Below are 17,230 nucleotides of genomic sequence, written 5' to 3' on the forward strand. Positions count from 1 at the left end.
TTTCATTTATTAGCCAGTAAATCAAATGTTTCTTCTGCTTCAGCTTCTGATGCAATACCTACAGTCATTAAATCCACATAATCTAATGTTTTAAGGTAATCAAAAGCATCATTAGGAGTCATTATTCCTGCAGCCATAGTTTTCTTTGCAATAATTGTTTTATTAATTTTATTTATTAATTCACGCAGCTCAGCACGTTCTTTTTCCATAAATACATCAGTATCCATGAGATAACCTGTTTTATTTACAGGAACCATGTATATATCAAATAAATCAAGAATAGGGGATTTTATAAGATTTTTAGTTGTATTAAATGGCCTATGTGTTGCAAGTCCTGGAATGGAACCTTTTTCTTTGATTTTTTCAAGATTTCGAGCTAAAAAAGTGTAATCCAACTTATCGGTAATAGCTCCATGAAGGAGCATTGAACTTGCTCCAAGGTCAGCTAAAAGTTCTATATCTTCATTTTCACGGTCTGGACGTACAGTTCCAACTATATTAAGGTTACAACCTTCTTCAACTGCCCATTTAAGTGCTTTAACTACAGGTTCAAATGGTACAAGTTGAATACCTGTAATACCAAGTTCATATGATTTTTTAATTATTTTAAGAATGTTTTCAGGTTTGTTATAGAGATCTAACTGATATAATCTTGATCGGTGCCCGAATTGGGCTGCTGCTATAAATGGAGAGGTTCCTAGAAGAGTTCTAGGTATCTCTTTATCATTTAAGGTTATATTTCCTTTAAACATTTAATCAATTATTCCTTTTCAACTCTTACGGCAGTTCCATAGGCTAAAATTTCTTGCATTATGTCTGAAATGTCGTTTGAATCGAAACGCACGCTTATAACGGCATTAGCACCCATTGACTGTGCATGATCGATCATTCGGCGTAATGCTTCATCTCTGGACTCTTCCATCATTTTAACATATTCTTTTATTTCTCCACCAAACATTGAACGTATTCCTGCACCTATTTGGCCACCTAAGCCTCTGCTCCGCACGGTGAGTCCATAAACAAAACCATGAGTTTCAACTGCTTTAAATCCTGGAACGTAATTTGAACTTACTACAATAAATTCATCGATTTCCATATAATCCTGCCTCCATTAATTCTTTATCTTTTTGATTAGTATACAACTAATTAATTAAAATAGTTTTGGAATGACTTCAAAAACTGTTTTTTAATCAAATTGTATATATTATTCCCTTTAATTATTCTTTATAAGCTTGAATATTATTTATTCAGTTAAATTAATCTATTTAGCTTCAATAAATTAATTTTCCGTTGGATATATAAACTTTATTCGTTATATAGTTTAAAGTATTTTAATAACTAATTTTTTTAACATAAAAATGGAATATAAATAAATTCAATAATTTAAAATAGTTTAAAATTTTTAATTATATTAAGTTAAAAATGTAATTTTATTAAATTGATTATTAGAGAAATGAGGCTGGTGAAATAATGGATAAAAAGGTAATTATAGCTGATCAAATAAATGAAAAAGGTATAGACGACCTTAAAGAAGTTGCAGAAGTAGTAGTTAATACTTCAATTACTCAAGAAGAGCTTATAAATCAAATTAAAGATTTTGATGCAATTATTGTAAGAAGCAGGACCAAAGTAACTCGTGAAGTTATAATGGCAGCAGACAAACTAAAAATAATAGCAAGGGCTGGAGTGGGTGTAGATAATGTAGATGTTGAAGCTGCCACAGAAAGAGGAATAATGGTAGTTAATGCACCAGAATCAACATCAATAACTGTTGCAGAACATGCAATGGGACTTATAATGGCACTTTCAAGGAAGATTTCAATTGCAGATAAATCTGTAAAGGAAGGAAAATGGGAAAAAAGCAGATTTATGGGAATAGAACTGGCTGGCAAAACCCTGGGTATTATAGGTATGGGTAGAATCGGAAGCCAGGTAGCCAGTCGATGCAAAGCCTTTGCCATGGATATACTGGTCAACGATCCATATATAACAGAAGAAGTTGCTTCAAAATTAGGGGCAAGAGTAGTAGACAAAGAAACACTGCTTAAAAATGCAGATGTAATAACCATTCATGTTCCACTAACTCCAGAGACCAAACACTCCATATCTAAGAGGGAATTTGACATCATGAAGGAAACTGCTTTTATAATAAATTGTGCTAGAGGAGGCATAATAAATGAAGATGATCTATATGATGCACTTAAATCTGGTAAAATTGGAGGAGCAGGATTAGATGTGTTTGAAGCAGAACCTCCAGAAGGTAGTCCTCTTTTAGAGCTTGATAATTTGGTTGCAACTCCCCATATTGGTGCATCAACCAAAGAAGCACAAAGAGACGCTGCAATTATAGTTGCAAATGAAGTTAAGAAAGTATTCATGGGAGAAGCTCCTAAAAATGTTTTAAACATGCCAGTTTTAGATCCAGAAACATTCCAGGCTATTAAACCATATTTAAAGCTTTCTGAAAAATTAGCTAATTTCCTTATCCAGGCTGCAAAAGGAAACATAACCGAGGTGGATATAACTTACTGTGGAGAATTAGCAGACTTTTCAAGAAATGATATATTGACACGAACTGTATTAAAAGAAATGTTAAATTCTGTACTTACAGAACCTGTGAATATGATAAATGCACCTTCAATGGCCAAAAAAAGAGGAATAGTCATAACAGAAAGTAAAAGAAGTGAAGCTGAAGGGTATAAAAGTCTTATAAAAGTTAAAATAAAATCTGACGATGGCGAAATGAGCATTGAAGGTACAGCCGTAGAAGAACCAAGAATTGTAAGAATTGATGAGTACTGGGTGAACGTAAAACCTGAAGGAACAATGGTTATAGCCAGATATAAAGATATTCCTGGAAGTATCGGTACAATCGGTACAAAACTGGGAGAACATGGAATAAACATCGCAAAAATGCAAGTCGGTAGGCAAGAAGCTGGTGGAGAAGCTGTAATGGTTTTAACAGTTGATCAGAAGGTTCCAGCAGAAGTAATTGAAGAGACAAGGGCATTAGAACATGTTTACGACGCTGTTTATGTCCAATTGTAGTTAGTGTATTTTTTAAAGTAATAAATACATTTTTTTTATTTTAAATTTTGGGCTTTAAACATGCTTATAATGTTTATAGTTCCTTAAACCTGTTTTTAACAAAACTTTGGATGAACAATGTGTATTCCTTAAGATTACAATTAGGATTTATAAAAAAATTGAATTAAAAAATTTATTATCAATCAACTTTAAAACTGTTTAAAATAATATCAAAATTCGGTTTTTGATTATTATAGTCTTTTTCTGGAGCTTGGAAAACTAAAGAATAAGTATTTTCATTTTTAACGAAGGTTATGTATTGTTGTTTCATTGAATCGCCGACAAATATTTGTTCATAAGCTTTTTCGCCATCAAATGTAATTGTCTGGTTTGAAATTTGTTTAGTGCCCTCTGGATTTTCAGAATTTTGTATTAAGTCCCATGCATCTTGATCTGTCAAACCCATGGGATTATGCGTTATTTGAATAATGGCCATTGTACTGTAACTTGATCTATTTTTAAAAACGTAAATCATATTACTCCCATATTCGTTATTTTCTTCTATTTTCCAAATAGCCGGGTAATTAAAACTAACACCATTAGCAGAATATGTTTTTATAGATGAATCGTTGGTATTGAATATATTATTTGTATTATAACCAAAATTAGTGTTATTAGAAATATTATAAACTAAAAGAGCAATAAATAAAAATATTATTAGTAAAATGCCAATATGATTCCTTGATAATCTCAATTAATCCACCTTTAATAAAATCATAAAATTAAATTGATTAAAGTAATATAAAAACTTAATTTAAAAATAATCAAATTGTTTTAAAATCAACGATATTCCCATAGGAGTCATAAGCTCTAATACTTTCCATATTATACGGTTCTGCAATAATCATATGGAATAATCCTTTTTTTGAAAAAAAAGTTAAATCTGCATCTGATGGACTTGCATTAAAGCCAGGATGGCTGTGAACAGATCCTACAGAGTTTGTAGTAAGTGGCTGCATGAAAACTTGCATTACAGCACCTTCTTGAGAGGTATCAACTGGAAGAAAGATTAATCCCGTTATTTTAAGTATTTTATCGCTTATTTTGCCTTCTAAAAGGGCCATAAACTCATTGGGATAAGATTCCTTAGCGATGTTCATTATTTCGTCAGTGACTTCTTTATCAATCTGTACTTCATCAAAATGACTTTTAGATGTCCCTAATATTTTTCCTAAAAGATTATCAAGTTTCATTTTATCATTTTAAATAATTATATTGTTGTAATAACTCAAAAATTTATTTTGAAAACATATATTAAATTATTGGATAGTATATTAATTAAAATCAGTATTTATTCTACTTTTTGATTTACTCTAAAATTAAATTTTCGCTGAAAAATTGAGCATCAAAAATAGGTAAATTACAGTCAACCAAAAGTTTCTTTCGTTTGGATTTGACATTCTCCTTTTTTATGGGGTTATATCCTTGGATAATAACCTCTTTTTTATAAATTCCAACGCCTCTCCTTTGCCATGAGGGAAGTTCAGCAAGATTGATGCCTCTTTTAAACAGAATGTCATGAAGCTCGCTACTTTTTTTATTTTTTAAAATTTCCATTGATTCTTCCTTTGTATATTCTTCTCTTAAAGTCCAGTAACTGTACCCATTAATACAGTTTCTCCAAGCTTCATTTTGCCTTTCTTTAAAATATTCAATAACTAAAGCGGAAGATAAAGGAATTACTCTGGAATCAAATGAAATGGGATTTTTAATGGATTTTCCGGCATTTAAAACGTTTTTTGTAAAGCTTCCAGCAATGAAACTTGCAAAAACAGAGTCAAACTTTTCAATTCTCCCTGCAAAAGGAATCTCTGAAAGTAAAATGTTTATTTCATCAGAAAATGTGTAAATAAATGAAGGACTGAATTCTTTAAAGAAATCTAAACATGATTGAATCATAAAATCTCTAAATTGCTCATCATAAGGTTTTTTAAATCCAAGGTGATGAGATAATATGGAGAATTTTCTTCCATCTATTCTTAAAATAATTTTAGATCCACCAGGAACCTTTAAGTTTGAAAATATCTCATATTCTTTCATAATAATCATATTAATGGATTTTTAGTACCTTAAAATTAAAATTGGAAAATGGATTTATGTTCCTATAATTAAATTCTCATTTAAACTATTTAGGAGTTTAATTGCAGAATAAGCAGCTAAAACACTTGTTTTAGGGTTCATAGCACACCGAACATTTTTAGTAATGGTTGTAAATTCCCCTAAATCGCCAATAACATGAACTTCATGTATATTTCGATCAACGCAAGGGTCTGCAATTATTTTAACATCTACATCTTTATTGCATGCAAGACTCAGTGCAGCGGCTACATTTATATTTGTAGGGAATTCTTTAACTGCATGGGATGCCTTTCCTTCATAAATGATTTTTTCACCTTCAGCAGAAATTCCCAGTGATTTAGGCGGTTTTCTGGTAATAAGTGAAGCTTCTCTTATTTTACCTACAGAAGCTGCTTTAATTCCATCTAAACCTACAATAGCTCCTGAAGGAGCATATATTTTAGCACCAGTTGAAGCTGCAAGCCTTTCAAGCTTTTCTTTAAGCTCAGCATCCATCAAAGCCCCAATACTCATTATAAGCACATTTTTTCCATGTTCCAAGATAGGGGGAACGATTTCAGCTACAGATTGGGGTGAAGCTGCCTCAATTACCATATCGACATTATTTAACATGTCTTCAATATCGAGGGTTACTTTTCCATCCACTTGAAGGGCTAAATTTTCAGCTCTTTCTATGTCTCTGTCATAAAAATAGGTTAGATCTACACCTAATTTACCTTCAACTGCAAAATTGGTTATTATGTTGGCTATAGCGCCGCACCCTATAATCCCAACTTTCATATGGTTCACTGTGGTTGTACAGCAGGTGTAGGTGTAGTTTTCACTTCAGGACTGATTAAAATAATATCTCCTACTGCCTGAACTCTATCATAAGGTATGTCTATTGTGCCTTCTTCTTTCAATGGCCTTATTTCATCGGCTTCTGGTACAAAGCGCATGCTGGTTTTGATAACATCTCTTATTCCAACACTTCTTTTATCAGGCGCCATGGCCCTTGCTTTAAGGAGAGATACTCTTCCTTTTTTAATGTTTAATATAACATCTTGGACTCTTCCAATATATTTTCCTCGTGTTGTATACACATCTAAGTTATATAGGCTAGATAAATCGACCATTTTTCCACCACATCTTGTTTAACATTTTTTTATATAAATTTAAATAACTAAATAAGATTTAAACCATTAATATACTTAAATATTTCGATAAATTAGCCTAAATTTCATCTGGTTTTGAAATTGATAGACAAGTTTATTATGAATTCTAAATAATCTAACTTTAAATAAATTTATAAAAAATTGAGACATTTTAAACATAATTCTATCAAAACTTAGAAAATAAATGAATATTATGGTGATTATTCATGTGGGATACTAGTAAAGATTATAGGTTAAAAGCGGCTGAAAAATCGGTGGATCTCTTTTTAAGAACATTAGAAGGAGCAAATCTTAAAGGAAGATGGAATAAAAAACAAGTTATACAAAATGCAAGGGATATGATCCCTGAAATTCAATCATTGTATTATTCTTATGTTGAACCCGCTGAATTGGCTAAGATGCCTCAGATAGTTTCTATTAAAGAAAAAGCAAACCACATTATTGAAAATTTAGGTGGTAATGATTGGTATAAACATTTTTTAGAATTAGTTAGTAAAGATGAAAAAAGTAAATTAGAAGAAGCTGTTGCTAAAATAAGATTCTTTTTAAACATTATTTTAAATATAGATAAAAGATTAGCTCTAGGGCCTATAGATGACCCAATTGTGGCTATTGATATACATGTTGGTGATATTGTAAGTGTTGGAGGTCACCCTGCTGCTGATAATTTGCTTGTATGTAATGTAAATATTAAGGAGAGAGCTATAACTGTTGTAACAAATGATCTGGATGTTAAAGAATCTAACAAGGTTGCAGTGGCCATGCTCCCACCAACAAGTTTCATGGGAATTACAAGCGAGGGAATGTTTTTAGGTGCAGGTGAAGGAGTTTTAAAAGACGTTCAAGGTGAAACTGGAGGAATGCCTAAAGGATTTCCTTTGGAAGCACTCAATGAAGCCAGAAATTTTGTTGAAACGTTTTTAAAGTAAAAATATTTTTTTATTTTAGATTTTTACCAATATTCCACGCTTTCCCAATGTTTTCGCCAATGTTCCAGTAGTTGTTATCAGGCATGGTTAAAGCTGCAGGGTTAATTTTTTTAATATCGGGTTTTCCGTCGGTTAAATATTGTTCTTCAGTGTATGTTGCTATTATTTCTCCAATAAAAAGATCATTTGTTGGCATTTCGTAAATATCCACAAGTTTACATTCTAATGAAAGGGGACATTCTTCAATCATTGGCGCTGTTTTTAATTCCCCGTAAAAAACATTAAAAAGCTTTGATTTATCTTCACGTTCACCGGAAACCAGTCCACAGTAATCAGTTTTCTCAATCATCTCTGTATCTGGGAAATTCACGCTGAAAGTTTTGTTTTCGCGAATTAATTTGTTAGTAAAATGATTTTTATTCACTACAACTGTCAACATCGGCGGATTGACGTTTGCCCTCATTAACCATCCAAGTGCCATAAAATTGGCTTTATCATTTGCATTTGTTCCTAAAAGTGCCACAGGCATTGGATAAATAAATCCATTTTTCCCTATATTTATTTTTTCCATAATATCTCTCCATATTATTTATTTTTAATTCCTTTATTAGCTAATGGGAACCAGAAAAGTTCCCGGGTTTTAGGCAGGATGTAAAGGAGCGGTACTACAGCAAATATTATTAAACTGAGTTTTAAGCTTATAAAAGCTAAAAATATGGCAATTATGTAACCTAACGGAGCCACAAGGCATCTTAATATAGCATATCTTATCAGGAATTTAGAGGTATTTTCTACTAAATCGGCATTTAATGCATAAATCCAATGCCAATAAAGGGCAAAACCAATTAAAATCAGGTTAATGCCGTATATTGTTAATGTTATGAATAGACCAGGATATGCACTAAGCAAAGCAGTTGAAAACGGAAGCAATGCTACTAATGCAAGGAATAAAAAGCTTATCCAGTGAGAATTCTGATCAGCTTTTTTAATATACTGGAATTGAGCAAAATAACCCATAAATAAATCCCCAACAGAGCAAAACTGATAGCATAGGCGAAGAAATTCGGCCAAAGAGTAAATAACGTGCCTAAAATCTCATTTGCAGGTACATATGGCACTTTTATGTCGAGAACGAGGAGTGTCATTACAATAGCAAATACACCTATAGTTAAGTTCTCAATGCTTATTGTAGCTAAATCTCTTCCGGGATATTCCAATTTAATACACCATTGCTATTTTAAGTTTAAAAGCGCTTCTAATGGTTCAAAAGGCCCTAATGGAATAAGATCAAATTTTATTAAACCTTCTTTAACAAGGGGAAACTCATCTGTTAGACTTCGGGCTTCGTCTAAAGATTCACATTCCATAATTAAAACAACACCTGGAATATCTTGCCTGAAATACCACTCTCGAATGTATCCTTCTTTATAATGCTTCCAAGATACTTTCATTTCATCTTTAAGGTGAGGTTGAACCTTTTCAAGTCTTGTTCCCTCTAAAAATCTGTCGATTGCAAGTATTTTCATATATTATCTCCTGTTATAATTTATCAATGATTTCATATAGATTTTAGTACATTTTTGAATTTATCAATCTGGATATTTATTTCTTCTTCAGACATGGATGCAGTTCCAAACAGGCCAAATAATGGTAAAACTTCCATTCCAACAAATTCAAACATACAATGAGTCATATATGTTAAAAGTTGATCTATATCTCCATGAGGGCCTCCCTGAGAATATAATTCTCTCGGAGCCCCAGTAGTAAATGATAGCATTGCTTTTTTACCATTCAACAGTCCATCAGTGTACACTTTATATTCAGCTAAATTAAATACAAATCCATTGGCAAAAACTCGATCAATCCATCCTTTCATGATTGCAGGGAAGGATGTCCACCATATTGGAAACTGGAAAATTACTAAATCAGCCCATTCTACTTTATCCATTTCTTCTTTAATGTCATCGGGAATGGCGCCGGTTTTAACGGCATATTGTTGTTCTATTATTGGATTAAATATTTCTTCATTCATTCTTTCTGGAAAGTCTTCATCATCAAGAACAGCTTTAAATTTCATTTCATACAAGTCTGATACCTTAACCTGGTGGCCATTTTCGGTTAAAGTATCAAAAGCAACACTGAAAAGTTTTGAATTCAATGATTTTGGTTCTGGATGGGCATATACAATCAATACATTCATTTTATCACCTTACCATTTATGAAACAGTTTTTTGAGTTTATTTGAATATTTATTCAATTTTGCAATTTCAATTTTCCATTTTACTTTTAATTTCCTCAACAGTCAGGCCATTGATCCCTAAATTTTCATCAGGCCATTCTCTGATAACCACGATTAAATATTGTTTGTCTATACCTGTTATTTCAGAAGCAACTTTCGTAAATTTCTTTACCAGGTTTTTTTTCTGTTCTTTTTCCAGTTTCCCTACTTCCATTGTTATTACAGGCATTTTTTCACCCCCATACTCCTATTTCCAAGTAATATTCGGTTTGTTTCTTTCAGGTATTCTTTGGTATTCATATTTTGGATATCCAACCATGAATGGATAAATTATGTTGTTTCTCTTGGGTATTCCTAGCATATTCTTCAATGTAGGGTCTGCATTGCATATTATGTTGAAAAGACCTGCCCAACAACCACCCAAACCAAAGGAAGGTAGAGCCAAATCTAGATGGGTTAATGCTATCATACCATCACCCACTGCCATCATATTGTCTTCAGCAGCATGGGCCACCACTAAGCATGGTGCTTCTCTGAGTATAGTGCCCATACCATTTTCCCAGGTTTCAACAAATGAGGCTAATGGTATCATGTCATTTAGGGGAGAATCAGTTTTTGAAATTTCCATCATCGATTCCATAGAAGCTTCTGCTATTTCATTAACTTTCTGTGGATCATTGAAAACAATCCATTCAACAGGCTGTCCATTACCTGCAGAGGGTGCATACCGAACAATATCAAATATTTTTTCCAAAGTTTCTTTTTCTACAGCTTTGTCCTTATAATTACGAATTGATCTTCTAAATTTCATGTGAAATTCCATTTGAACTGGAGAAATACCCCATCCTTCCGCTGATTTAGTTAATGTGTTAAATGTCTTATCCATGGCAGTTGACGACTTAATTGGTCTGATTGCTCCTTCAGGACAAATAGCCTCGCAATGGCCACACTGGTTACACATCATTTCTGATCCTTCAGCCATCTTGGGAAAATCATTCATTTGGATTAACCCCATGGGACAATTAACAGCACAACTTCCGCAGTTTATACATATTCCCTGTTTAAATTCTCTATTTATCATTTATTTACCTCTTAATGCTCATTTTTTAATTTATTTTGAATTTAGTCATATTTTACTCCACATGTTTGTATGTACAACTAATATAAAGTTGTATGCACAAACAATATATAAATGTTTCGATATAATTTTATGCATACAAAAGAAAACAATAAATCAGGTGAATCAAATGACTAAAGATGGCCAATGCAAAGATATTTTATCCAATTGCCTCTATTTTACAAGTAACAAACTTAACAGAATCATGAATCGAATGGCTGACGAAGAATTTTCAAGAATAGGACTTTCAACATCATATGCTATGGCTTTAATGACTATTGATTTAGAGCCAGGGCTTTCACAGAATGAATTAAGCAAATTACTAAATATTAAACCTTCAACAACCTCAAGATTTATAGATAAGCTGGAAAGCAAAGAATTAGCAAAAAGAAAAGTTAAAGGAAAAGTTTCATATATTTATCCTACAGAAAAAGGGTTAGAATTACAGGAAGAAATGGCAAAATGCTGGGAAAATCTCCATCGAAGATATTCAAATATATTGGGCGAAAAAGAAGGTGATGAACTAACATCAATAATTTATAATGCAGCCAATGAGTTAGAAAATAAATTTCAAGATTAGTTTATTTTATTAAATTGGATTAAGGATCACAAGCTTAATTTTAGTCATATCTTCTACTGCATATTTAATGCCTTCTTTACCCATGCCGCTCATTTTACACCCACCAAAAGGCATATTGTCTGCCCGATAAGTGGAAGGCTTATTTATCAAAACAGAGCCTGCATCTATTTCCTGTGCAGCCTTTAATGCATTATTTATATTGCATGTGAATATTCCAGCCTGTAAACCATATTTGGTGTCATTTGCAACTTTTATTGCTTCATCAATTCCATTTACATGAATTAGGGGAGATATGGGTCCGAAAGTTTCTTCCTGTACAATATTCATGTTTGATTTAACATTATCTAAAACAGTGGGAGTATAAAATGTACCGTCACGTTTTCCTCCACATAAAAGTTCTGCACCCTCATTTATTGCAGTATTTACTTTATTTTCAATTTCAATAGCAGCACTTTCATCTATTAATGGACCTACATCGGTTTTTATATCCATGGGGTCTCCAACATTTAATTTTAAGGTCGCTTTCACAAATTTATCGGTAAATTCATCAGCTATCTTCCCATCAAGGATAATACGTTTAACACCAATGCAGACTTGACCTGCATTTGAATAGGAGCCTGTTACTGCAGCATCCACAGCTTTATCAATATCTGCATCCTCAAGAATTATTAAAGGATCATTTCCACCAAGTTCAAGGGTTAACTTTTTCATCCCTGCATTTTTAGATATATTTAAACCAGTTTCTACACTTCCAGTAAAGGAGATCTTATCTACTCCTGGATTTTTTACAATTTCATCTCCTACTTCCCTTCCAAATCCAGTTATGGCATTAATAACTCCTGCTTCAAAATAGGTATCTATGATTTCAGCAAGTTTAAGTGCAGCTAAAGGGGCTTTAATAGATGGTTTTAAAACTACTACATTTTTAGCAGCTATTGCTGGAGCAATTTTGTGAATAACAAGATTTAATGGAAAATTAAAAGGAGTAATGGCCCCAATAACTCCCAAAGGTATTTTTTTAGTGAATCCAATTATATTCTCTCCGCCGGCACATGCATCTAAAGGAATTGTTTCACCATATATTCGTTTAGCTTCCTCTGCTGAAAGTAAAATAGTTTGTAGGGAACGTTTTACTTCTTCTTTTGAATTTTTGATTGGTTTTCCGCAGTCTAAAGTAATTAGTTTAGCAAAAGTTTTGGAATTTTTTAATATTTCTTCATGGATTTCATATAAATTTTCAGATATTATGTGGGATGGAACATCTTTTAACTGTCTTTTTGCTTTATTTGCAGATTCTATAGCTTTTTTTGCATCAGTACGATTTCCATGAGGAACAGTATCAACTATTTCGTTATTTGCAGGATTTATAATCTCTATTTTTTCTGATTTTGCTATTTGTTTTCCATTTATCAGCATATTCATAATATTACGTCCCTAATTTCATGAATAATTAGTTTAATAGTGAAATGTCATATTTAAAATGAAAATAAACTGATTAAAAAATATAGGCATAATGCTATCTTTTTATTAATAATGTAGTTAAAATTGATCCCTACAGACTGAATAAAACTCATCCTGTTTGATTAACTGCTGAAGTTAGATTTTGCAACTGGTTTGTAATATTTTGTACATCAGTGGCATTGGTTTCGTTTCCAAGCCCGGTTAAGTAGTTTCTATAGAATATTGCGGCTACGACGGCTATTACTATTACGCCACCAAACAGTAAAATATATTCAGCTGCTCCCTGTGCTTTTTCGTCTTTTAATATTTGCATATTTAACACCATTAACTATTAGCAATTGTTTGATTTAAATTATTTAATGAGTTGGTAACATTTTGCACATCTGTCATGCTTGCGTTTTCAAGTCCAGTTAAGTAGTTTCTATAGAATATTGCGGCTACGACGGCTATTACTATTACGCCGCCAAATAGTAGGATATATTCAGCTGAGACTTGTGCTTTTTCGTCTTTTAATATTTGCATATTTTAACAACACCAAAAATTATCATAATGCCATGAAAGCCATTGCAAACTTTTGTACTATATAAAACACAGCGTAGGCTGCAGGAACAAGGAGAAATGCGAATTTAACTCCTTTTCTCGCGCTTCCGTACATAATAATGCCTATTAACAAGCTGGCAATTATGGAGTGAATAATTATGTAACCGCCTGCAGCAGTAACTGCAGCACTTGCCATTGGATTGGGCTTACCTAAAGATTCAATAAATCCAGAGTAGGTCATAGCCATCCCTAATGCAAAAGGAGCAGCTATTATGGCGGCAATAATTAGGAACATTACTGACATCATTACATTTGCTTTTCGTTCACGTTTTAATGCTAATACTGCCCTTAAATCTTCGGCAACAGTTTCAATAACGTCAGATAGACTTCCTCCAGTCCTTCTACCTTCTAATATCATTCTAAATGTTCGGTCTAAGTTTTTAGATTTTAATCGTCCACCCATTGAAAGTATTGCCTCGTCAAATGTACTTCCAATTTTAATCTCAATCACAGCTCTTTTTAGCTCATCGTTTAGAGGACCGCCTCCATGTTTTGCAACGTCTTCAAGGGCAGTTTCAAGACCAACACCAGCTCTAAGCAATGATGAAACTTGCCTTAAAAAATCAGGAGTGGATTGTTCAATGGCATCTACTCTGCGTTCCATCATAAAGAATATCCAAGCACCAATGAATGCAGAAGGAGCTATAAGGCCTACTATTGCTCCTATGAGTGGAAATACGCCTAATAATGATGATAAAATAAATCCAAGTATAGATAATGCTATGCCTGTTAGAAGACCCAGCGTAATTAAATCCGAGGCCTTTACATACATTCCGCTTCTTATAAGTGTCTCTTGAATTCCGAGGATATATGATTCAGGAATAATACCATCAATAGTTTCAGAAACCGGAGATAATGCACTGGGTATAACTGCCATTTTTCCACCTATTTATTATTTTAGTTTTACTTTAATATATTAATTTATATATTGTAATGCGAATATAATGTATTTATTGTTTTTATGCTAATGATTATTGTAAAAAACATATAATTTATAATTTCTTTAACTTTAAAAGTTTTATAATTATATTTTTTTCTTAATTTTATTTAAAACTCTTCCCTTGTTTTTTACCTGCACCATATCTTCAATTCGCACACCAAATTCATCTTTAAGATAAATACCAGGCTCTACTGTTATAACCATCCCTTTTTCAAGTTTTGTTTCGTAGCGTTTGGATAAAGATGGGCTTTCATGTACTTCAAGCCCTACTCCATGACCTGTAGAATGTATAAATGAATCACCATACCCATACTCTTCAATAACATCCCTTGCAACTTTATCAACATAAGATACTTTTATTCCAGGTTTTATAACATCTATGGCTTTTTTTTGGGCTTCAAGGACAATTTCAAATATTTCTTCATGTTTTTCAGTTTCAATAATGGTTCTAGTAGTGTCTGAACAGTAATTATTGTAAACTGCACCCCAATCAATCACGACCGGATTTTTTAGGGGATTATTGGATGCTTCGGCATGTGGAAGTGAAGATCGAGTATCTGAAGCAACAATTGTATCAAAAGCAGCTTTATTTGAACCATTAATTCTCATTTTATATTCAATTTGGGCTGCAAGCTCATTTTCACTCATAGATTCTTTTAATTCAATTTTATTCATGGAATTTTCAGCAATATCAATAGCTTTTTTGATATTTTTTAATTCATCATTTGATTTAACACGTCGTAATCTTTCAGGTATATTTGTTATCTTTGTTTTAAATGAAGAACCTTTTTTTAACCTTTCAAAAGTTTCAAGGGTCATTGAACCTTCAATTCCAATAGTGCCTTTCAATAAGTTTTTTATTTCATCTAAAGATTTAAAGTCTTCAACAGGAATTTTTGAATTGATAATAGCACCCTCTATATCCATTTTAGATGTAAATAGCACAGTTTCATCTTTAACCATTAAAATTGATGGGCTTGAAGGCTTAAAACCACATAAATATGTTATATTTATAGGATTTAAAATTAATATCGAGTCTAATCTTTCTTTATGCATTTCGTCTATTATTTTCATGATTTATCTCAAATTCTTTTTTATTTCAGCCATCAGCTTTTTCATCACTTCATCAGGGATTTTATGTTCTAAAGGTTGAGGAATATATCCGAAATCCGGATCCTCAAAAATTAAGCCTTCAAATTCAACTTTTTTATTATATCGGGGTATAAAGTGCCAGTGAACTTCAGGGTTTGGTGAACTAACACGATATGCAGAGTTCATAAAGCAACTCCAATTAAATAAAGTGGGGTTAAATGTTTTTTTTAGGGTTATTTCCATATTTTGCACAATTTCTGTAAATTCAGACCATTCTTCACTTTGTAACTCATTTAGACTTGAACACTGCCGTTTTAGCGCAACTACACATGTTCCAAGATATCTTTGGCTTGGAGCAAGATAAATCAGCCAGTAATCTGTATCATAAATCAAATTTCCGTATGCACCAGGTATTTGACAATATTCACATTTAAAACTCATATTTACAACTTATTTATTTTAATTCATTAAATTTTTTGTTTCATTCATGGGATAAAAAATATATTTCACGATATTAAATGGTTATACAGGGTTCGAGTTCTTATTAAATATTATATTAGTTTAGATACAGGTATTAGTTTAATTACATTTTTTCGTGCAGTAAAAGACACTTATTTTGTTAATTTAATGCAGTTTCAAAGTTTTATGTATAATTTATTTATATATAGAAATTAAAAATAATAGATAAATATAGATAATAAATTAAATATAAGTTGGATAGTTGATTGTATAAATTAAAAAGAAGCATAATATAATGAATATTCATGATATGGAACTTCGAAAATTCGTTGCTCCGGAGTTTGTATTTGGATTAGATGCCCGATTTTTAACTGGAAGATATGCCAAAAACATTGGAGCTACTAAAGTATTAGTAGTTACTGGCCCTCAAATCATTAAAAACAGATGGGTGGGAGGAATAACAGATACTCTGGAGAATGAAGGTATTTCCTATGAGATTTATTCTGATATTACTCCTAATCCTCGAGAAAAAGAAGTAATGCGCGGAGCTGAGGTGTATAGGGCTGAAGAATGCAATGCTCTAGTTGCAATTGGTGGTGGTAGTAATTTAGATTGTGCTAAAGGTATAGGGATTGTAAGTTCAAATGATAAACATATATTGGAATTTGAAGGTGTAGATAAAGTTTCTAACCCTATGCCTCCATTAATTTGCATACCTACAACTGCAGGGTCATCTGCGGATGTTTCACAATTTGCAATAATTGAGGATCAAAAGAGAAAGGTAAAAATAGCAATTATTAGCAAAGCAGTAGTTCCAGATGTTGCGTTAATTGATCCATTACCAAGCACAACAATGGATGAATATTTAACTGCATGTACTGGAATTGATGCATTAGCACATGCTATTGAGGCATATGTTTCTAATGCAAGCTCTCCCATCACAGATTTACATGCATTAAATGCTATACGTGTTATTTCATCAAATTTGGATGCTGTAATTGGTAATCTTGATGATTTGAATCTACGTGGAAGCATGATGCTTGGAAGTCTGGAAGCAGGGTTAGCTTTTTCAAATGCCAGTCTGGGTGTGCTTCATGCAATGGCACATAGTATTGGTGGATTTTTAGATTTACCTCATGGAGAATGCATTGCTATTCTTCTGAATCATATTATTGAATTTAATTTTGATGCTGAACCTATCAAATACCAAAAAATTGGAGAAATGATGGGAATTAATTTTAGTGGAAAGGATAATAAAGAGAATAGAAATATTATTATACAAAGAATAATGGGTTTAAAAGATTCAATTGGAATTAATGCTACGTTAAAAGAGATTGGGGTTACAAAAGCAGATATTCCTCAGCTCGCGGTTAATGCAATGGAGGATCCTTGCTTAGTAACTAATCCTAAAAGGCCAAAAATGGAGGATATTGAAAGAATATTTGAAAATGCACTTTGACACATTTTTGAATATGTGAATATAATATAATTTA

24 protein-coding genes are annotated in these 17,230 nt (G+C 32.3%); 4 read left to right on the forward strand and 20 right to left on the reverse strand.

Going from position 1 to position 17,230, the window contains the following annotated elements; translation table 11 throughout:
• Positions 1-2 precede the first annotated feature (2 nt).
• Complete coding sequence (locus HZC47_03485; GenBank protein MBI5679942.1) at positions 3-752, reverse strand: hypothetical protein; 750 nt, start codon at positions 750-752, stop codon at positions 3-5.
• Between the two features lie 8 nt (positions 753-760).
• Positions 761-1,096, reverse strand: a complete 336-nt coding sequence (locus HZC47_03490; GenBank protein MBI5679943.1) for a heavy metal-binding domain-containing protein — start codon at positions 1,094-1,096, stop codon at positions 761-763.
• Between the two features lie 374 nt (positions 1,097-1,470).
• Between HZC47_03490 and HZC47_03495 the strand changes: the two genes are divergently transcribed.
• The gene (locus tag HZC47_03495) at positions 1,471-3,048 is read left to right on the forward strand and encodes a phosphoglycerate dehydrogenase (GenBank protein ID MBI5679944.1); all 1,578 of its coding nucleotides are present in this window, start codon (positions 1,471-1,473) and stop codon (positions 3,046-3,048) included.
• A gap of 178 nt (positions 3,049-3,226) precedes the next feature.
• Here HZC47_03495 and HZC47_03500 read toward each other — a convergent pair whose 3' ends face one another.
• From HZC47_03500 to HZC47_03520, 5 genes are all read right to left on the reverse strand, one after another.
• Positions 3,227-3,781: a hypothetical protein gene (locus tag HZC47_03500; protein ID MBI5679945.1), complete on the reverse strand. Its 555-nt coding sequence runs from the start codon at positions 3,779-3,781 to the stop codon at positions 3,227-3,229.
• A gap of 70 nt (positions 3,782-3,851) precedes the next feature.
• Positions 3,852-4,280: a Mov34/MPN/PAD-1 family protein gene (locus tag HZC47_03505; GenBank protein MBI5679946.1), complete on the reverse strand. Its 429-nt coding sequence runs from the start codon at positions 4,278-4,280 to the stop codon at positions 3,852-3,854.
• 115 nt (positions 4,281-4,395) lie between these two features.
• Complete coding sequence (locus HZC47_03510; GenBank protein MBI5679947.1) at positions 4,396-5,127, reverse strand: guanylyltransferase; 732 nt, start codon at positions 5,125-5,127, stop codon at positions 4,396-4,398.
• Positions 5,128-5,181: 54 nt separating this feature from the next.
• Complete coding sequence (locus HZC47_03515; GenBank protein ID MBI5679948.1) at positions 5,182-5,946, reverse strand: aspartate dehydrogenase; 765 nt, start codon at positions 5,944-5,946, stop codon at positions 5,182-5,184.
• 5 nt (positions 5,947-5,951) lie between these two features.
• A complete protein-coding gene (locus HZC47_03520; protein MBI5679949.1) occupies positions 5,952-6,281 on the reverse strand; it encodes a PRC-barrel domain-containing protein in 330 nt (109 codons plus the stop codon).
• A gap of 245 nt (positions 6,282-6,526) precedes the next feature.
• Between HZC47_03520 and HZC47_03525 the strand changes: the two genes are divergently transcribed.
• Positions 6,527-7,249: a tRNA-binding protein gene (locus HZC47_03525; GenBank protein ID MBI5679950.1), complete on the forward strand. Its 723-nt coding sequence runs from the start codon at positions 6,527-6,529 to the stop codon at positions 7,247-7,249.
• A gap of 10 nt (positions 7,250-7,259) precedes the next feature.
• On the opposite strand, the gene HZC47_03530 is transcribed toward HZC47_03525, so the two are convergent.
• The 7 genes from HZC47_03530 to HZC47_03560 form a co-directional block, all read right to left on the reverse strand.
• Positions 7,260-7,820, reverse strand: coding sequence for a flavin reductase family protein (locus HZC47_03530; protein MBI5679951.1), 561 nt, complete (start codon positions 7,818-7,820; stop codon positions 7,260-7,262).
• A gap of 14 nt (positions 7,821-7,834) precedes the next feature.
• Positions 7,835-8,266: a hypothetical protein gene (locus HZC47_03535; GenBank protein MBI5679952.1), complete on the reverse strand. Its 432-nt coding sequence runs from the start codon at positions 8,264-8,266 to the stop codon at positions 7,835-7,837.
• Positions 8,206-8,466, reverse strand: a complete 261-nt coding sequence (locus tag HZC47_03540; protein ID MBI5679953.1) for a DUF1211 domain-containing protein — start codon at positions 8,464-8,466, stop codon at positions 8,206-8,208. Before HZC47_03540 ends, HZC47_03535 begins: the two co-directional genes overlap by 61 nt.
• 15 nt (positions 8,467-8,481) lie before the next feature.
• A complete protein-coding gene (locus tag HZC47_03545) occupies positions 8,482-8,775 on the reverse strand; it encodes a superoxide dismutase (protein ID MBI5679954.1) in 294 nt (97 codons plus the stop codon).
• A 32-nt stretch (positions 8,776-8,807) separates the two neighbouring features.
• Positions 8,808-9,449, reverse strand: a complete 642-nt coding sequence (locus HZC47_03550; GenBank protein ID MBI5679955.1) for an NAD(P)H-dependent oxidoreductase — start codon at positions 9,447-9,449, stop codon at positions 8,808-8,810.
• 67 nt (positions 9,450-9,516) lie between these two features.
• Complete coding sequence (locus tag HZC47_03555; GenBank protein ID MBI5679956.1) at positions 9,517-9,717, reverse strand: tautomerase family protein; 201 nt, start codon at positions 9,715-9,717, stop codon at positions 9,517-9,519.
• 18 nt (positions 9,718-9,735) lie between these two features.
• Positions 9,736-10,569 (reverse strand): nitroreductase family protein, encoded by an 834-nt coding sequence (locus HZC47_03560; GenBank protein MBI5679957.1) that lies wholly within the window; start codon positions 10,567-10,569, stop codon positions 9,736-9,738.
• A 166-nt stretch (positions 10,570-10,735) separates the two neighbouring features.
• Here HZC47_03560 and HZC47_03565 point away from each other — a divergent pair, with 166 nt between their 5' ends.
• On the forward strand, positions 10,736-11,185 hold the full coding sequence (locus HZC47_03565) for a MarR family transcriptional regulator (GenBank protein MBI5679958.1): 450 nt from the start codon (positions 10,736-10,738) through the stop codon (positions 11,183-11,185).
• Between the two features lie 9 nt (positions 11,186-11,194).
• Here the strand turns inward: HZC47_03565 and HZC47_03570 are convergent, their stop codons facing one another.
• The 6 genes from HZC47_03570 to HZC47_03595 form a co-directional block, all read right to left on the reverse strand.
• A complete protein-coding gene (locus HZC47_03570) occupies positions 11,195-12,607 on the reverse strand; it encodes an aldehyde dehydrogenase family protein (protein MBI5679959.1) in 1,413 nt (470 codons plus the stop codon).
• Between the two features lie 148 nt (positions 12,608-12,755).
• Positions 12,756-12,959 (reverse strand): class III signal peptide-containing protein, encoded by a 204-nt coding sequence (locus HZC47_03575; GenBank protein ID MBI5679960.1) that lies wholly within the window; start codon positions 12,957-12,959, stop codon positions 12,756-12,758.
• 11 nt (positions 12,960-12,970) lie between these two features.
• On the reverse strand, positions 12,971-13,168 hold the full coding sequence (locus HZC47_03580) for a class III signal peptide-containing protein (protein ID MBI5679961.1): 198 nt from the start codon (positions 13,166-13,168) through the stop codon (positions 12,971-12,973).
• A 22-nt stretch (positions 13,169-13,190) separates the two neighbouring features.
• A complete protein-coding gene (locus HZC47_03585) occupies positions 13,191-14,123 on the reverse strand; it encodes a type II secretion system F family protein (protein MBI5679962.1) in 933 nt (310 codons plus the stop codon).
• Between the two features lie 147 nt (positions 14,124-14,270).
• On the reverse strand, positions 14,271-15,260 hold the full coding sequence (locus tag HZC47_03590; GenBank protein MBI5679963.1) for an aminopeptidase P family protein: 990 nt from the start codon (positions 15,258-15,260) through the stop codon (positions 14,271-14,273).
• 3 nt (positions 15,261-15,263) lie between these two features.
• On the reverse strand, positions 15,264-15,719 hold the full coding sequence (locus HZC47_03595; protein ID MBI5679964.1) for an HIT family protein: 456 nt from the start codon (positions 15,717-15,719) through the stop codon (positions 15,264-15,266).
• Between the two features lie 313 nt (positions 15,720-16,032).
• Here HZC47_03595 and HZC47_03600 point away from each other — a divergent pair, with 313 nt between their 5' ends.
• Positions 16,033-17,196 carry an iron-containing alcohol dehydrogenase gene (locus HZC47_03600; protein ID MBI5679965.1) on the forward strand — a complete coding sequence of 388 codons (1,164 nt, stop codon included), beginning with the start codon at positions 16,033-16,035 and terminating at the stop codon, positions 17,194-17,196.
• Positions 17,197-17,230 lie beyond the last annotated feature (34 nt).

The sequence above is a fragment of the Methanobacterium sp. genome (assembly GCA_016222945.1).
In the GTDB taxonomy this organism is placed as follows: domain Archaea; phylum Methanobacteriota; class Methanobacteria; order Methanobacteriales; family Methanobacteriaceae; genus Methanobacterium_D.